Genomic DNA, 14964 nt, shown 5'->3' with positions numbered 1-14964 from the left:
GAGAAAAAATCATGGAAATTACTTGCTGGAGTGAGTTTATTAATAATTTTTCAATTTGCATGTAGTAATGAAGTGAAAGATAAGTCTAAAGAAATAAATTCAGAAAGAAATATTAAATCTGAAAAATTGATAAATTCAGGAGGAATGACGATAGAAACGAGATATGGCGTTCCACAAGGTTATAAAAGAATAGCGGTAGAAAAAGGCAGTTTTGCTGAATTTTTAAGAAATCAGAAATTAAAGCCTTATGGAGAAAAAGTACAATATTTCAATGGAAATTACAAACGAAGTGAAGGGATTTATGACAGTGTATTTGATGTGGAGATAGGAGATAGAGATTTACATCAATGTGCTGATGCGATAATGCTTTTACGTGCGGAATATTTTTACAGGAAAAAAGAATATAATAAAATCAACTTTAAATTTGTGACAGGATTTAATGCACAGTATTCCAAATGGATGCAAGGCTATCGGATAAATCCTAATGGAAAAGGAAGTTATTACAAAAAATCTGCTCCATCTAATACATACAAGGATTTTAGAAACTTTATGAATATTGTTTTTGGATATGCTGGAACATTGTCGCTTGAAAAGGAAATGATACCGCAAAAAATTGAAAATATGCAAATTGGAGATGTATTTATTATGGGTGGCAGTCCAGGACACGCTGTTATTGTAGTGGATATGGCTGAAAATGAAAAAGGTGAAAAAATATTTATGCTTGCTCAGTCATATATGCCTGCACAGCAAACTCAAATTTTGGTAAACCCAGAAAATGGTGGAGTTTGGTATTCATTGAAAAGAAAAGATGTACTTGTAACACCTGAATGGAAGTTTCCGATTGAAAAATTACGAAAATTTTAGTTTTTACTTAGGGAGTGTCTGAAAACTCAAAATCAATGATATTTTTAATGATTACTTAAATTTATTTTATTAAAATCATTATGCATTCTATATAAATAAAATTTATGAATGTGCTTGCCAGCTTATCATAGCGTGTCCCTATTCTGCGGAACTGTTTAAACTTATTGAAAAAACATTCCACAAGATGTCTTTCCTTGTAGATATGGTAATCGCATTTCCATCCTTTTTAAGTAGAGTTTCCTCGTCACGCCATTTGCAGAAACGGGAATGACCATCTTTCATGAATCGAAACGTTTGCACTACTGCAGGCAATCTATAGCACAGCATTGAACAATCAGGCGTAAATCCTTGCCTGGACGTCCTGTCTTAGCTTTGGGAAACATATGCTGTTCATCTGACCCTAGTTTTTTTCTTTTTTTTCGCAGGATTACTCATTGCTGCAAATCCTTATCTTGCAATAAAGGTTTATCCTGATAATTAAAATTGTGGCAAGATTGCTACGCAATAACTATGGCTAGACTACAACTTTTATTTGCCCAACTCCGAAATTCCTCCTTTTTTCCAGTTAATAATTTTAACTAAAATGAAAAATATTATTCCTGCCAATGTATTTGAAAATAGATTTCCCCAGAAAATAGAGTAAAGTCCCAAATACTTTTGAGTGACTAGAATAAAAATGTATCGCAATAGCCATATTCTTAAAATTGACATAACTAAAGGAACTTTTGTTCTTCCAAGTGCAATAAAAACTCCTTGGGATATCATAAAAATGCTAAATCCGATTACGGAATACGTGTAAATGTGTAAAGCTTTATCAGCAATTTCAATTACTTTGGGAACTTTTGTAAAAGTTAGCACGAGTGTAGATGAAATTGGCAAAATTAAGCAAATTGTTAAAACTGAAATGGTAACTCCGGTAAGCCATCCAACATTGAATACTTCCTTTGATTTTTTTATATTCCCAACTCCCATATTTATGCTAATCATTGATGAAACTGTAGTTCCGATTGAAGATGGGAGAATAAAGCAGATTGCATTGATATTGGAAGCAATTCCCTGTGCATTTAAGGCGATTGCTCCAAATTTTTCCATTTCCTTGTTTATGAGAAAGAATCCGAGATACAGGAAAGCATAGTTTAACATTGAAGGAAGCCCAATTTTTAGAAGTCTTTTAATAATCGGCAATTTTACTGAATAACTTCGTAAATTAAGTTTTATATCTCCATTTTTTAAAAATAAATCATAAAACATCCAAATCGTAACAATTACATATGAAAAAAGTGAAGCCATTACAGCACCTGTGATTCCCATTTTTAAAGCATATAAAAAAATTGAATTAAAAATTATTTTCAGAATTAATAATAAAAAAATTCTAATAAACGTAATTTCAGGTCTTCCAATCGCATTTTTAGAAGAATTATAAATAGCGGCTAAGAATACAAAAGGCATTATAAGCGAATAAAGTGAAATATAAATATAAACATTATCACGAATTTCAGAAGTTGTATATTTAGAAATTACAAAAGCTGAAAACACACATACTGGAATAAGAAAAAGCCCAATGATAAAGCTGAACACAAAAATCTGCAGCATAGTTTCCTTTAACGCCAGCATTCGCCCTTTTCCATAAAGCCGTCCCAACATAACAAGAGTAGCCACACCCAGCCCTTGCGACAATGCAATCATAATATTCAGTACAGGCTGGCTAAATGTAACAGAACTGGCAACTTCCACACTTGTCAGCCTATTCAGGAATAAGCTATCAGAAAGCGGGATAAGTGCCTGAATAATTCCGACCAGCAATGTTGGAACAGATAAAAAAAGCAAAGTATTTATAACTTTTCCATTTAAAATCATTTTACGTCGCTCTTCGTTGGATTGAACTTTAAACAACATCTTATTTTTCTCCTTTCAAAAATTGTTGTATTTTATATTATAACATTTTTTCTAGGATTTTAAAACTAATTTATTTGATAATTTTTACCATAATTATTGGAACTTATCACATTGCAAGGTAAATTTATAGTAAGGAGTGCTATTCTACTTTAAATTATTATTTTAACTCTAAATTTTTAGGAAATATGTTGGAAGTTAAAAAAATTGTTATTTTATGGATGTTTTTTATCAAAAGTGCTTTACAAATGTGAAAAAATTAGTTATAATAATGAATATATATGATAGAGGTGCAATTATTAAAAGTAAATTTACGGAGAAAAGTCAATTCTGTGAAATAAGTTGAAAGGAATAATTGCCGAAGCATAAGGATTGACTATCTTTATTGCTGGGGCTATGGAAAATATCCATAGGACTGTCATTATCAATGGATAATGGGGAGCTGTCAGATATAATTCATATAAATTTTTTAAGTTTTTTAGTTTAAAGTAAAAATAATAAAAATTTTTAGATATATGTTTTATATGCTGATGCTTGTTATCAGCATTTTTTATTATCCAGAATCAAAACTACTAGGCGATTGTAAAAGTAAAAATGATAAATATTGAATAACAACAGTATTTATAACTGCAAGGGGTCAAGACCCCTTGTTAGAGAGTCGAGAAAAACAATAAAATCAGTCATAAAAAATACTGTGTTTATTGGGATGTTTAGACTTTTACAAATGGCTATCAAAACTACTGAAAGGAGAAGGGGATTTTTTATTTTAAATTTTATTGTTGTAAATGTTTTTTTAACTTATTTTGTATTGTAAATATAGATTTTTTTATAATTATTATAAATTTTTAAGTAAAAAATTAAGAAATATAAATGAAAAAACAATAAATTTTAATATTTAAAGTTAAATTAATGAAAATAAAAAATTTCTGTAAAAATATGAAATTATTTGGAACATCAAAAGTTAACGAAAAAGGGAATTTATCAATAGGAGGAGTGGATACAACTGAACTTGTGAAGGAGTTTAAAACACCGCTTTATGTAATGGATCAGGAATTTATTGAAACAACAATAGATAAGATGAAAAAGGCTTTTAAGTCGTCAAGATTTAACACGAGAATTGCTTATGCTGGAAAAGCATTTTTGTCAACAGGGATGATTAAACTGGTTGAATCAAAAGGGCTGGACTTGGATGTTGTTTCAGGCGGAGAGCTTTATACTGCTTACAAGGCTGGATTTCCAATGAATAAAGTGCATTTACATGGAAATAATAAATTGGTGAACGAAATTGAAATGGCTGTTGATTTTGGGATTGATACGATTGTTGTTGATAATGAGGACGAAATTGATAAAATTGAGAGAATTTGCCGTGAGAAAGGGAAGAAGCAGGCTGTACTTGTGAGAATTGATCCAGGAATAGAGGCACATACGCACCATTATATCAAGACTTCTGGACTTACTTCAAAATTTGGAATTTCATTGTTTCAGGATAATTTGTTTGATATAATAAAAAGGCTGAATGACAGTGAATGGATTGAATTTAAAGGTTTCCATACACACATTGGTTCACAAATTTTCCAGTCGGCGTTCTTTATATTTGCACTTGATGAAATTTTTAAATATTTGGATAAATTGAAAAAAGAATTGGGAATAGTAGTTCACACGGTAAATATGGGTGGAGGATTTGGAGTTTACTATAAGGAAGGTGATGATCCAAAACCGATAGAGGAAGTTCTGAGTGAAATAATAACGTATACCGAAGCAATGGAAATTAAATATCAGATTGGATTTAAGGAACTTTGTATTGAGCCGGGAAGAAGCATTGTCGGAAATGCGGGAACGACTTTGTATGAAGTTGGAGGAATTAAGGAAACAGTTGGTGGAAAAACGTATGTGTTTATAGATGGAGGAATGTCGGACAATATAAGAACGGCATTATATCAGGCAGAATACGAGGCTGGAGTTGTAAATAAGATAAATGATACCGATGTAAAAGATGTAACTTTGGCAGGAAAGCTGTGTGAATCTGGAGACATTATCATTGAAAAAGGAAAATTGCCAAAATCAACGGAAGTAGGAGATATTGTGGCGGTAACGACAACAGGAGCATATTGCTACACAATGTCAAGCAACTATAACAGAATGATGCGTCCAGCAGTTGTATTTGTAAAGGATGGAAAAGCGAAAGTTGCGGTAAAAAGGGAAACATTGGATGATTTGATTAGAAATGATGAAATTTTTGAATTATAAAGAAAGAATAAGAAAGGAAGAGGTGAATTTATTGTGATTATCGTGCATAAATATGGCGGAACTTCGGTTGCTACAACTGAGAAAATAATGAATATTGCAAAATATCTGGGAAGCGTGAAAGATGCTGGAAATGATGTAGTTGTTGTGGTTTCTGCAATGGGAAAAACCACAGATGCTTTGATTAAATTAGCAAGAGAGATTACAGATAAACCTGATTCTCGGGAAATGGACAGGCTTATGTCGACTGGAGAACAGCAGACAATTGCTCTTTTGAGCATAGCTTTACAGACTTTAGGATATGAAGCTATTTCGCTTACAGGAGCACAAGCTGGAATTAAAACTAGCGGACATTATACGAAAAATAAAATTGCAGATATAAATGGGAAAGAGATAAAGGAACATTTGTCTCAAGGAAAAATCGTAGTTGTAGCTGGATTTCAAGGAATTAATGAAGCGGGAGATGTGACAACGCTAGGGCGTGGAGGTTCAGATACATCTGCAGTTGCACTGGCGGCGGCGCTTGGTGGAAAATGTGAGATTTATACAGATGTTGACGGAATTTATACAATTGATCCTAGAGTTTATAAAAAAGCAAAGAAATTACCTGTAATTTCTTACGATGAAATGATGGAGCTGGCTTTTCTGGGAGCTGGGGTAATGGAGCCAAGAGCTGTTGAGCTGGGAAGCAAATATGGCGTAGAAATTTATGTTGGAAAATCGCTGGGAGAAAAAAATGGAACGATAATAACATCAGTAGAAAAAGTAAAGGAGAATAAGGAAATGGAAGAAAAAGTCATAACAGGAGTATCAATCAATGAAAATATGGTAATGGTAAATGTAGAAGAAATTACAACAAATGCACAAAATATCTATGAAATTTTTGAAAAAGCAGAAGCAAGCGGAATAAACATTGATATGATAAGTCAAAATGACGTAACTAGTCATCACGGAAGTTTTGCCTTCACTTGTCCAAAAACAGATATAGCGGCACTCGAAAAAATTGGAGAAGAAATAGAATCAGAATTTCCACAAACATCGTTCATAATTAATCCATACGTTACAAAAGTTTCAATTGTAGGAATTGGACTGATAAGCAACATTGGAGTAGCCGCAAAAATGTTCAAAACTTTAGCGGAAAATGACATAAGCTTTCATCAGATTTCTACATCTGAAATAAGTATTTCACTAGTTGTAGATGAGGTTATGGGAAAAAGAATTGCAGAATTGTTTGCTAAAGAGTTTGATTTATAAAAGAAATGTATTTAATTTTAAAATAAAAATTGTTAATTAAAAAAAATAAAGGGAGGTTTTTGAAATGTTAAAATTTGAGAAGTATCAAGGTGCAGGGAATGATTTTGTTATTGTTGCGGAAAAGGACTTGATCGAAAAGGGGATACCTGAATATGGGGAATTTGCAAGTCAGGTTTGCGATAGACATTTCGGAATAGGTGCGGATGGGCTGATTATTTTGAAATATGTGGCAAGCATGCCATTTATGTTTTTCTTTAATGCAGATGGAAGTCAGGCTCCTATGTGTGGAAATGGGATAAGATGTTTTTCTAACTATCTTGTAAATAATCATTTGGTTGAAGGTAATGAATTTGTTGTAAAAACAGTTCCCGGGGATTTGACGATAAAAGTGAATTATGATGAGGAAAAAGATGATTTTTCGGCTAGAGTAAATATGGGAAAACCTGTTTTTAATGTAAAAGAATTAATAAATACTGAAAAAGAGCAGTTTTTAAGAGAAAAAATCAATATTGACGGAAAAGAAATTGAAATTTCGTATATTTTTATGGGAACAGATCATTCTGTAATATTTGTAAATGATTTTAATGATTACAATATTGATGAATTTGGTAAAAAAATTGAGAATTATATTAACTTATTTCCGAAAAAAGTCAACGTGAACTTTGTCAAAGTGTATAACAGGGAACATATGGAAGTAATCACTTGGGAACGTGGGGCAGGAAGAACATTGGCTTGTGGGACAGGTGCAACTGCTTCGGCAGTACTAGCAAAAACTTTTGGATTTGTTGATACAAAAGTGAACGTAAAAGTTCCAGGTGGACAGCTTGTTATTGAGTATGAAGGTGGAGAAAATGATGCCTTTATGACAGGGCCTAGTGAAAAAATTGCTGAGGGATTGTATAAATATCAAAGATAATAATTTCCATAGTTAATTAAAACCTATTTGAAAATGTCCAAATAATCATTTTTAGGTATATTTTAGTTTAATTTAGAAGTAAATAAAGTAAAAATAAAAAAATTAAGTAAGGGAAAGAAGGTATAAAATGAAATTTGAAGGTTCATATGTAGCGTTAATTACGCCATTTAAAAACAATGGGATGGAATTGGATGAGGATAAATTGAGAGAATTGGTAAATTATCACATTGAAAATGGAACATCTGGAATCGTACCTTGTGGAACGACTGGAGAAGCTCCAACTTTAACATTTGCAGAACATGAAAAAGTGATAAAAATTGTTGTGGAGGAAGTAAGGGGACGAATACAAGTAGTCGCTGGAGCAGGATCAAATAGCACAACAAGAGCAATAGAACTCACAAAATACGCAAAAGAACTAGGAGCAGATGCAGCACTAAGCACTTGCCCATATTACAACAAACCTAGCCAAAGAGGGCTTTACGAACATTATAAAACAATTGCACAAGAAGCGAAATTCCCTATAATGCTTTACAACGTGCCTGGAAGAACAGGAACAAACATTGAAGCGGAAACAATTGCAAAACTGGCTGAACTGCCTGAAATTGTAGCTGTAAAGGAAGCAACAGGAAGCCTTGAACAAATGATAAGAATTCAGGATTTATGCGGAGATAAAATTGAAATTCTTTCAGGAGAAGATCACCTAATCCTGCCAATGCTGTCAATCGGAGCAAAAGGAGTCGTTTCAGTAGTTGCTAACATAATGCCACAGGAAATGAGCGACTTAATCAGTTCATTCTTAAACAAGAACTTTGACAAGGCATTTGAACTGCATACAAAACTGTATGATGTAAGTAGAAATATGTTTGTAGAAGGAAATCCTGTAACTGTGAAAGCAGCTATGAAGATACTTGGAAAAATGGATAATGACATAGTGAGATTGCCATTAGTAGCGGCTGAGGCAGATACGTATGGAAAATTGACTAAAGTATTTAAAGAAAAAGGAATTTTATAGTTTTTTGTTTATTGAAAAAATTTTTAGTTTATGAAAAGAGCTGGAGTAAAATCCAGTTTTTTTATTATTAATATTTGCCTTTTCTGCTAGGCTGTGTCTGAAAATTTAAAATTTATGTTATTTTTAATATTTTTTTGATTTTATAAATTATACAAATCACGATAAAATCAGTGTTTATTATTTTTGATTTTAGAAAAATTTGTTAAAAATTCATCTTTACTTTCTGACAAGGGGTCTTGACCCCTTGCTAAACGGAATTATAAAAATTCCATTGTTTTAATGGGGAATAGTATTAAATTTGGAAAATACTAAATAAAAAAATGCCTTATTATAGACATTTTTAATTTTAAAACATAATTTATTTCTGCTTTCTTAGTTTCCGTCTCCTCTCGGAGTATATAACTAGACTTGTTCGATAACCATACAAACTTAGAATTTGATCTTAGAAAGTATCCGTCTCCTCTCGGAGTTATATAACCCTACCTGCAATTAAACCCTTATTTTATGGTATGTTATTTGACTATTTGCGTGAGACTTGCTTAAATTTTCAGTTTTCTTTTCCGAAAAAGTAAAAAATATGTTCTAAGTCCCATTTTTACAGTATCGTGGCAATTTTTGCATTTTGGTTAAGTATGTGTATTCTTATTACATCACCTTTTTGTGCAAATCTTTCTACTTTTTTTAAAAGAATTTCATATTTTTCTCTAGTCAATAAACATTCAAAAGCTGATCTTTGGATTCTATTCCCAAAAGAATTTAGAAGTTTTTTAGAAAAACTCTTCTCCTGTCATCTATAATATCATAAATTACGACAACTGTAAAGCTATTTTTAAAAAATTTATGGAAAAAATTTTCATCTAAAAAATCTAAACATTCGCTATTTAAATTGGGAATAGTATAAATATAATAATTTGTAATTTAATGGGAAATAGTATAACGCAAGAAGAAAAAAATTTAAAAAAATATCAAAATTTTTTTTGATTATCTGAAATTATGGGGTACAATATTGTTAATAGGGAAATGTTTTTAAATAATTGAAATTAGAAATCGAGAGGAATGAATAAAGATGATACACACAACGAAAGAGCTGGAAGAGATACAGAAAAATTTTATTGAAATGGAAGTGAAAAGTTTTGCAAGGGAAGTTATTGAGTTTATTGATGAAAGTCCAAGCACTTATCACGTTGTGAAAAATTGTTCGGATATTTTAGATGAAAATGGATTCGAGAGAATTATGCCACGTGAGAAATGGGAAATTAAAAAGGGAGGGAAGTATTTTTTTAAAAAGTCCAGTTCCACAATAATTGCTTTTACAGTTGGAGAAAATTTTGATGTGAAAAAAGGTTTTAAGATTTTTGGAGCACATACGGATTCTCCTTGTTTCAGAATAAAGCCCAATCCTGAAATAGTTACGGAAAATATAGTGAGATTAAATACAGAAGTCTATGGAGGGCCTATTTTAAGTACTTGGTTTGATAGACCGCTTTCCATTGCTGGACGTGTTATTGTGAAAGGAGAAGATCCATTTTTTCCAAAAACTGTAAAGATTAAGATAGACGAACCACTTTTAACAATACCAAATCTTGCAATTCATCAAAATAGAGAAGTCAATAACGGTGTAAAAATTGATAAACAGAATGATGTTTTGCCTGTAATTTCACTTATTAATAAAAATTTTGAGAAAAAAGGATATCTTGAGAGAGTTATTTTGGAAAAAACAGGGATAAAAAAAGAAGATATAATTGATTTTGACTTGTATTTATATGCAACTGAAAAAGGATGTCTTTTGGGAGTAAATGAGGAATTTATGTCGTCACCAAAACTTGACAATCTTGCTTCTGTCTATACAGGGATAATCGGACTTGTAGAAGCTGAAGAAAATCAGGATAGAATCAATATTTTTGTAGCTTTTGACAATGAGGAGATAGGAAGTGCCACAAAACAGGGGGCAGATTCCAATTATTTATTAAATACGCTTGAAAGAATTTCGTTAGCACTTGGGCTTGATAGAAGCGATTTTTTACAAATGCTAGAAAGTTCTTATATTTTATCAGCTGATGCGGCACACGCAGCACACCCTGCACATTTAGGAAAAACAGATCCTACAAACCGTGGAAAAATAAATGAAGGGATTTCAATAAAAATAAGTGCAAAACAGAAATATACTTCTGATGGATATTCAATTGCGGTAATCAGACATCTTATTGAAGGAACAGAGATACGGATTCAGCCTTTTGTTAATGAGTCAAACGAGCTTGGAGGAAGCACAATCGGTCCAATTTCATCAACACATCTGGATATAGATGGAGTAGATCTGGGAGTTCCGATGCTTGCGATGCACTCGGTACGTGAGTTATGTGGAATTTTTGATGTGTTTTACTTGAAGGAATTAGCGAAAGAATTTTTTTCAAAAAGATAGAAAGTATTATTTTTAGCGAGATAGTCAAACCTTGACTATCTTTTTTATTTTTAAGGAAATTAAATTCATATTTTTTACATAATGTATGTGATAAATATATTATACAAAAAAATTAGCCGAATTTTTATTCGGCTTTTTTTATTATGCAATCAATAAAAATTAAAACTCTCATTTTATTTTAATGTTTTAATAATATCATATTTTTGAAAATATGAATATCTTTCAATACTTTAAAATTTAGAAAAGAGGTCAAAAGTTATGAAAAAAATTACTTTTTATTTAAAGGATAATTTTAAGTATTCTAATGTATTGCTTATAACTTTAGAAGATTTTTTGGGAACTCTCAGTAAATGGAAAAATAGCAAAAATTTTATGAAGATAAGTATCTGGTAATAAAAGTAAAAATAATTTCAAAATATATCAAAAAATATGAAAAAACTTATGCTCTTAAACTTGAAGATAAGAGAAAAAATACTGACTATGAATTTATTGAAATAGCAAATTCAATGCCAATATCAGAACAAACAAGAATGAAGGATTTGAAAGTGGAAAAAGATACAGAAGAAAATAAGATAAAAATGCTTACAGAAATAGATAGAATTTTAGCCGAAAAAATTCCATTTTTATTAATTGACGACGATGTATACAGATATTATCTTGTAAATCCTAAATTAAAAGGAGTAAGAGTGGGAGATTATGGTAATTTTTTCTTAAGTGAGCCATATATTGAAAAATAATAGAATAAAAGGAGATGATTATTAATGAAACAAGTAGATGGAAAAAGAGCAGTTTTAGAAAATGGAGTTTTAAGAAAAGAAGTGAAATTTGGATTTTCATGGGGGGCATTTTTTCTAGGATTTATATATCCATTAATTAAAGGGGATTATATGGTGGCTGGAATTTCTTTTGCCGTAATTGGTGTGGCAAGTATGATATTTTTCCCATTGATATTTGTTCTATCAATGGTATTCGGTTTTCTATACAATAAAATGTATGTTAGAATGCTGATTAAACAAGGATGGCATCCGTTTACAGAAGAAGATGCACAGGTTCTGAGAATGAATAGAATTCTTTTTAATGACAAAAATAATTCCTATGAAAATAATAGGGAAAGAATGGCAAAAGAAGTTGAGTATTACGAGATGCAGCCATCAGAAAAAACTGAGGTTATTGAATTTAAGAAAAGTGATAGTGGTAATGATTTTTATGATACGAGTAATAACAGTATGGATAATATGAATACTGATAATTTCCATAATGGTAATCCAAATGTTCCGAAAATGAATTATAAAAACCGTACGATTCAGAAATTTGTAGCAAGGTTAATTGGTGGAGGATTTGTTTCGCTTGTTTTAGGAGTTTTCACAGCAAATATTATTTTAATTCTTTTAGGAGCAGGGTTGACAGGCGGAGGAACATTTTTGGCAGTAAAAAATAAGGATAAGATAAAATGGAAATAAGAAAATATTTAATTGAATCTGAAAATTATAGAAACCTAATAAAAAAATTTTTTATTCTTTCTATGTTTTTAATGGTATTTATGAGGTATAATAAAGATGAATTATTTACAGAAAGTTTGAAAAAGTGTGAGAAAAAAATAGGAATGGAGCAGTTAAAATTATTTTGTGAAAAGAATCAGTGTACACTAATGGAAACGGAAGAGAGTGAAAGATAATGAGATTACTAGTTGTAGAGGATGAAAAAAAGTTAAATGGCCTTATTACAAAAAAGCTAGAAAAGGAATACTATGGAGTTGATAGCTGTTTTGACGGAGAAGAGGCAATCAGATATGTGGAAGGAACTGAATATGATGCAATAATTCTAGATATTATGCTTCCAAAACTTGATGGATTTGAAGTGATTAAAAGAATAAGGGCAAAGAAAAATAAAGTTCCGATACTACTTTTAACTGCAAGAGACAATATAGATGATAAAGTGAAAGGGTTAGATTATGGAGCAGACGACTATCTTGTAAAGCCTTTTATCTTTGAAGAACTTATGGCTCGTATTCGTGTGCTTTTAAGACGTAATTCTGGAAATGCCGACAATGTAATTACAGTAGCTAATCTTAAAGTTGATCTTGATGCTAAAACAGTTTTTAGAGATGGTGTACTTATAAAGCTGTCAGGCAGAGAGTATTCAATTTTGGAATATTTGATACGGAATAAAGGGAAAATTTTACCAAGAGAACGAATAGAAGACCATATATGGAATTATGAATACGAAGGTGGAACCAACGTTATAGATGTTTACATCAGATATTTGAGGAAAAAAATTGATGACAGCTATACTCCAAAACTTATTCATACCATTCGTGGATTGGGTTATGTCCTGAGGGTTGATAATGAAAATGAATAAACTTTCTATAAAGTCCAAAATAACTTTCTGGTATATCGGTCTTATGATAAGTCTTATAGTCATATTTCTTATAACAATAATTTATATCAGTGAAAATCTTGTACGTGCAGACGCTTATAAAAATTTAAAAAGTTCTGTAGTTTCGGCATTCGACGAAATTGAAGTTTATGATGGTGAACTTACGATTGACAATGATTTTATTATTTTTAACAATAATGTCCATTTGTCGGTTTATGATGATGAAACAGGATTTATTTATGGGGATATTCCGCTGGATTTTGAATATGATGAAACTTTTTCCGATAAAAATGATGTGAGAATTATAAAACATAAAAATAAAAAATGGTATATTTTTGACAGTAAAAAGAATTTTTCAGGCTATGGCATTATTCATATTCGTGGAATTGCTCCTGCAACAGAAGTGGAAAATGTTATTGAAACAATTGTTTTGATTTCTTTGATTGTATTACCGTTTTTCCTTGTATTTTCGGCAATAAGCGGATACTTTATAACAAAGAAAGCATTTAAACCAATAGAAAAAATAAGGGAAGCAGTGGAAAAAATCAATGAAGGAAACGATTTGACACAAAGAATTAACATTGGAGAAGGAAATGATGAAATTTATACTTTGGCAAATACATTTGATACAATGTTTGACAGGCTGCAAAACTCCTTTGAAAGAGAAGCGCAGTTTACATCAGATGTTTCACACGAGTTGCGTACACCTGTAGCAATTATTATTTCTGAATGTGAATACGGTCTTGAAAATCTAACTTCAATAGAAAATGCAAAAGATACAATTTCTTCTGTATTGGATGAAACTAAAAAAATGTCAAAATTAATCTCACAGCTTCTAACTTTATCAAGAATGGACAGAGGTAATCAGAAACTTAATTTTGAAAAAATAAATATTAGTGAAATGACACATCTTATTGCTGACAGCCAGCAACATAATGCAGACAGTAAAAATATAAAAATTCATTCTGAAATAGAGGAAAATATTTTTATTGTTGGTGATGAGACGATGATTATGAGAATTTTTGTAAATTTAATTTCAAATGCAATTAACTATGGCCGCGAAAACGGTAATATATGGATAAAATTAACGCAGGATAAAGATTTTGCAATATGTAAAGTTATTGATGATGGAATCGGTATAGAAAAAGAAAATATACCTAAAATCTGGGGACGGTTTTATCAGGTTGAAAGTTCCAGAACGACAGAAAATCTAGGGCTTGGATTATCAATGGTAAAATGGATTATAGAGGCACACAAAGGAGAAATTTATGCAGAAAGTGAAATTGGAAAAGGAAGTTCGTTTATATTTAAGTTAAAGAAGGAGAGAAAATGAAAAATAATTTTTTAAAAAAACTACTTATAGTATTTTTTATCATAATGACAGGAGTTTTTGCAAATGGAAATACAGGTAAAAAGACTAAAACAGTAAGAGTTTTGAATGTTGATGTGAAAATTTCGATTGAACAGGCAAAGCAGCTTGCGTTAAATCATTCAAAAGTGGCAAAAAATTCTGCAAAAATGACTAAAATTCGTTTAGATAAAGAAAATAGAAAATTTATTTATGAAATAGAATTTTATACAGAACGAAAAAAATATAAATACAATATTGATGCAAATACAGGAAAAGTTCTGAGTTACAGTCAAAAAGACCGAATATCGGCTTCAACAACAATAAGAGATAATGGTAAAATCATTAATACAAATGGAAGCGATACAGAAATAAGAAAAACACCAAAATATATTGGAATTGAAAAAGCGAAAGAAATAGCAGTTGCACGGATTACTGGTGCAAAAAAAATCAATGTTACAAATATTCAGCTGGATAGTGAAAAAGGAAGAAAGATTTATGAAGGAAGAATTGTATATAAAAATACAGAGTATAAGTTTGACATTGATGCTATAACAGGTGAAGTAATAAAATGGGAAGTAAATGAACATTAGTAAAGTAAAATATCCTCTAAAGTTTAATATACTGAAGAGGATATT

At 30.9% G+C, this 14964-nt stretch carries 14 protein-coding genes, 1 pseudogene and 1 riboswitch; of the genes and pseudogenes, 12 read left to right on the top strand and 3 right to left on the bottom strand.

What is annotated here, in order from left to right; genetic code table 11:
- Nucleotides 1-144 precede the first annotated feature (144 nt).
- Nucleotides 145-864, top strand: a complete 720-nt coding sequence (locus LEBU_RS06735; protein ID WP_238974541.1) for a DUF4846 domain-containing protein — start codon at nucleotides 145-147, stop codon at nucleotides 862-864.
- 61 nt (nucleotides 865-925) lie between these two features.
- On the opposite strand, the pseudogene LEBU_RS12275 reads toward LEBU_RS06735, so the two are convergent.
- Nucleotides 926-1084, bottom strand: a pseudogene (locus LEBU_RS12275) (IS5 family transposase); the annotation flags it as partial.
- A 308-nt stretch (nucleotides 1085-1392) separates the two neighbouring features.
- Entirely contained in the window at nucleotides 1393-2760 is a 1368-nt protein-coding gene (locus LEBU_RS06730; RefSeq protein ID WP_015769589.1) for an MATE family efflux transporter, read from the bottom strand.
- Between the two features lie 274 nt (nucleotides 2761-3034).
- Nucleotides 3035-3210: riboswitch (Lysine riboswitch) on the top strand.
- A 483-nt stretch (nucleotides 3211-3693) separates the two neighbouring features.
- On the opposite strand from LEBU_RS06730, the gene lysA reads away from it, so the two are divergent.
- The 4 genes from lysA to dapA all read left to right on the top strand — a co-directional run bounded on the left by lysA (nucleotide 3694) and on the right by dapA (nucleotide 8183).
- Entirely contained in the window at nucleotides 3694-5004 is a 1311-nt protein-coding gene (gene lysA / locus LEBU_RS06725) for a diaminopimelate decarboxylase (RefSeq protein ID WP_015769588.1), read from the top strand.
- Nucleotides 5005-5037: 33 nt separating this feature from the next.
- Nucleotides 5038-6255, top strand: a complete 1218-nt coding sequence (locus LEBU_RS06720; protein WP_015769587.1) for an aspartate kinase — start codon at nucleotides 5038-5040, stop codon at nucleotides 6253-6255.
- Nucleotides 6256-6319: 64 nt separating this feature from the next.
- Nucleotides 6320-7171 (top strand): diaminopimelate epimerase, encoded by an 852-nt coding sequence (dapF, locus tag LEBU_RS06715; protein ID WP_015769586.1) that lies wholly within the window; start codon nucleotides 6320-6322, stop codon nucleotides 7169-7171.
- 127 nt (nucleotides 7172-7298) lie between these two features.
- The gene (gene dapA, locus LEBU_RS06710) at nucleotides 7299-8183 is read left to right on the top strand and encodes a 4-hydroxy-tetrahydrodipicolinate synthase (protein ID WP_015769585.1); all 885 of its coding nucleotides are present in this window, start codon (nucleotides 7299-7301) and stop codon (nucleotides 8181-8183) included.
- Between the two features lie 595 nt (nucleotides 8184-8778).
- On the opposite strand, the gene LEBU_RS12270 is transcribed toward dapA, so the two are convergent.
- The gene (locus LEBU_RS12270) at nucleotides 8779-8922 is read right to left on the bottom strand and encodes a CRISPR-associated endonuclease Cas2 (protein WP_238974540.1); all 144 of its coding nucleotides are present in this window, start codon (nucleotides 8920-8922) and stop codon (nucleotides 8779-8781) included.
- Nucleotides 8923-9249: 327 nt separating this feature from the next.
- Between LEBU_RS12270 and LEBU_RS06705 the strand changes: the two genes are divergently transcribed.
- The 7 genes from LEBU_RS06705 (at nucleotide 9250) to LEBU_RS06675 (ending at nucleotide 14919) form a co-directional block, all read left to right on the top strand.
- Complete coding sequence (locus LEBU_RS06705) at nucleotides 9250-10602, top strand: M18 family aminopeptidase (protein ID WP_015769584.1); 1353 nt, start codon at nucleotides 9250-9252, stop codon at nucleotides 10600-10602.
- Nucleotides 10603-11108: 506 nt separating this feature from the next.
- Nucleotides 11109-11339 carry a hypothetical protein gene (locus tag LEBU_RS06700; RefSeq protein ID WP_041760594.1) on the top strand — a complete coding sequence of 77 codons (231 nt, stop codon included), beginning with the start codon at nucleotides 11109-11111 and terminating at the stop codon, nucleotides 11337-11339.
- 24 nt (nucleotides 11340-11363) lie between these two features.
- A complete protein-coding gene (locus LEBU_RS06695) occupies nucleotides 11364-12062 on the top strand; it encodes a DUF2628 domain-containing protein (RefSeq protein WP_015769582.1) in 699 nt (232 codons plus the stop codon).
- Nucleotides 12053-12277, top strand: a complete 225-nt coding sequence (locus LEBU_RS06690) for a hypothetical protein (RefSeq protein WP_015769581.1) — start codon at nucleotides 12053-12055, stop codon at nucleotides 12275-12277. The genes LEBU_RS06695 and LEBU_RS06690 overlap by 10 nt, the downstream gene beginning before the upstream one ends.
- Entirely contained in the window at nucleotides 12277-12960 is a 684-nt protein-coding gene (locus LEBU_RS06685) for a response regulator transcription factor (protein ID WP_015769580.1), read from the top strand. Before LEBU_RS06690 ends, LEBU_RS06685 begins: the two co-directional genes overlap by 1 nt.
- A complete protein-coding gene (locus LEBU_RS06680) occupies nucleotides 12947-14311 on the top strand; it encodes a sensor histidine kinase (protein ID WP_015769579.1) in 1365 nt (454 codons plus the stop codon). Before LEBU_RS06685 ends, LEBU_RS06680 begins: the two co-directional genes overlap by 14 nt.
- Nucleotides 14308-14919 carry a PepSY domain-containing protein gene (locus LEBU_RS06675; RefSeq protein WP_015769578.1) on the top strand — a complete coding sequence of 204 codons (612 nt, stop codon included), beginning with the start codon at nucleotides 14308-14310 and terminating at the stop codon, nucleotides 14917-14919. Before LEBU_RS06680 ends, LEBU_RS06675 begins: the two co-directional genes overlap by 4 nt.
- Nucleotides 14920-14964 lie beyond the last annotated feature (45 nt).

This window comes from Leptotrichia buccalis C-1013-b, from assembly GCF_000023905.1.
In the GTDB taxonomy this organism is placed as follows: domain Bacteria; phylum Fusobacteriota; class Fusobacteriia; order Fusobacteriales; family Leptotrichiaceae; genus Leptotrichia; species Leptotrichia buccalis.
This window is presented reverse-complemented; position numbering and strand designations above follow the sequence as displayed.

Coding starts and splice junctions, on each gene's coding strand:
- dapA (WP_015769585.1), top strand. CDS start 7,299: ATGAAATTTGAAGGTTCATATGTAGCGTTAATTACGCCATTTAAAAAC.
- LEBU_RS06685 (WP_015769580.1), top strand. CDS start 12,277: ATGAGATTACTAGTTGTAGAGGATGAAAAAAAGTTAAATGGCCTTATT.
- LEBU_RS06695 (WP_015769582.1), top strand. CDS start 11,364: ATGAAACAAGTAGATGGAAAAAGAGCAGTTTTAGAAAATGGAGTTTTA.
- LEBU_RS06730 (WP_015769589.1), bottom strand. CDS start 2,760: ATGTTGTTTAAAGTTCAATCCAACGAAGAGCGACGTAAAATGATTTTA.
- LEBU_RS06735 (WP_238974541.1), top strand. CDS start 145: ATGACGATAGAAACGAGATATGGCGTTCCACAAGGTTATAAAAGAATA.
- LEBU_RS06690 (WP_015769581.1), top strand. CDS start 12,053: ATGGAAATAAGAAAATATTTAATTGAATCTGAAAATTATAGAAACCTA.
- dapF (WP_015769586.1), top strand. CDS start 6,320: ATGTTAAAATTTGAGAAGTATCAAGGTGCAGGGAATGATTTTGTTATT.
- LEBU_RS06680 (WP_015769579.1), top strand. CDS start 12,947: ATGAAAATGAATAAACTTTCTATAAAGTCCAAAATAACTTTCTGGTAT.
- LEBU_RS06700 (WP_041760594.1), top strand. CDS start 11,109: ATGCCAATATCAGAACAAACAAGAATGAAGGATTTGAAAGTGGAAAAA.
- LEBU_RS06705 (WP_015769584.1), top strand. CDS start 9,250: ATGATACACACAACGAAAGAGCTGGAAGAGATACAGAAAAATTTTATT.
- lysA (WP_015769588.1), top strand. CDS start 3,694: ATGAAATTATTTGGAACATCAAAAGTTAACGAAAAAGGGAATTTATCA.
- LEBU_RS06675 (WP_015769578.1), top strand. CDS start 14,308: ATGAAAAATAATTTTTTAAAAAAACTACTTATAGTATTTTTTATCATA.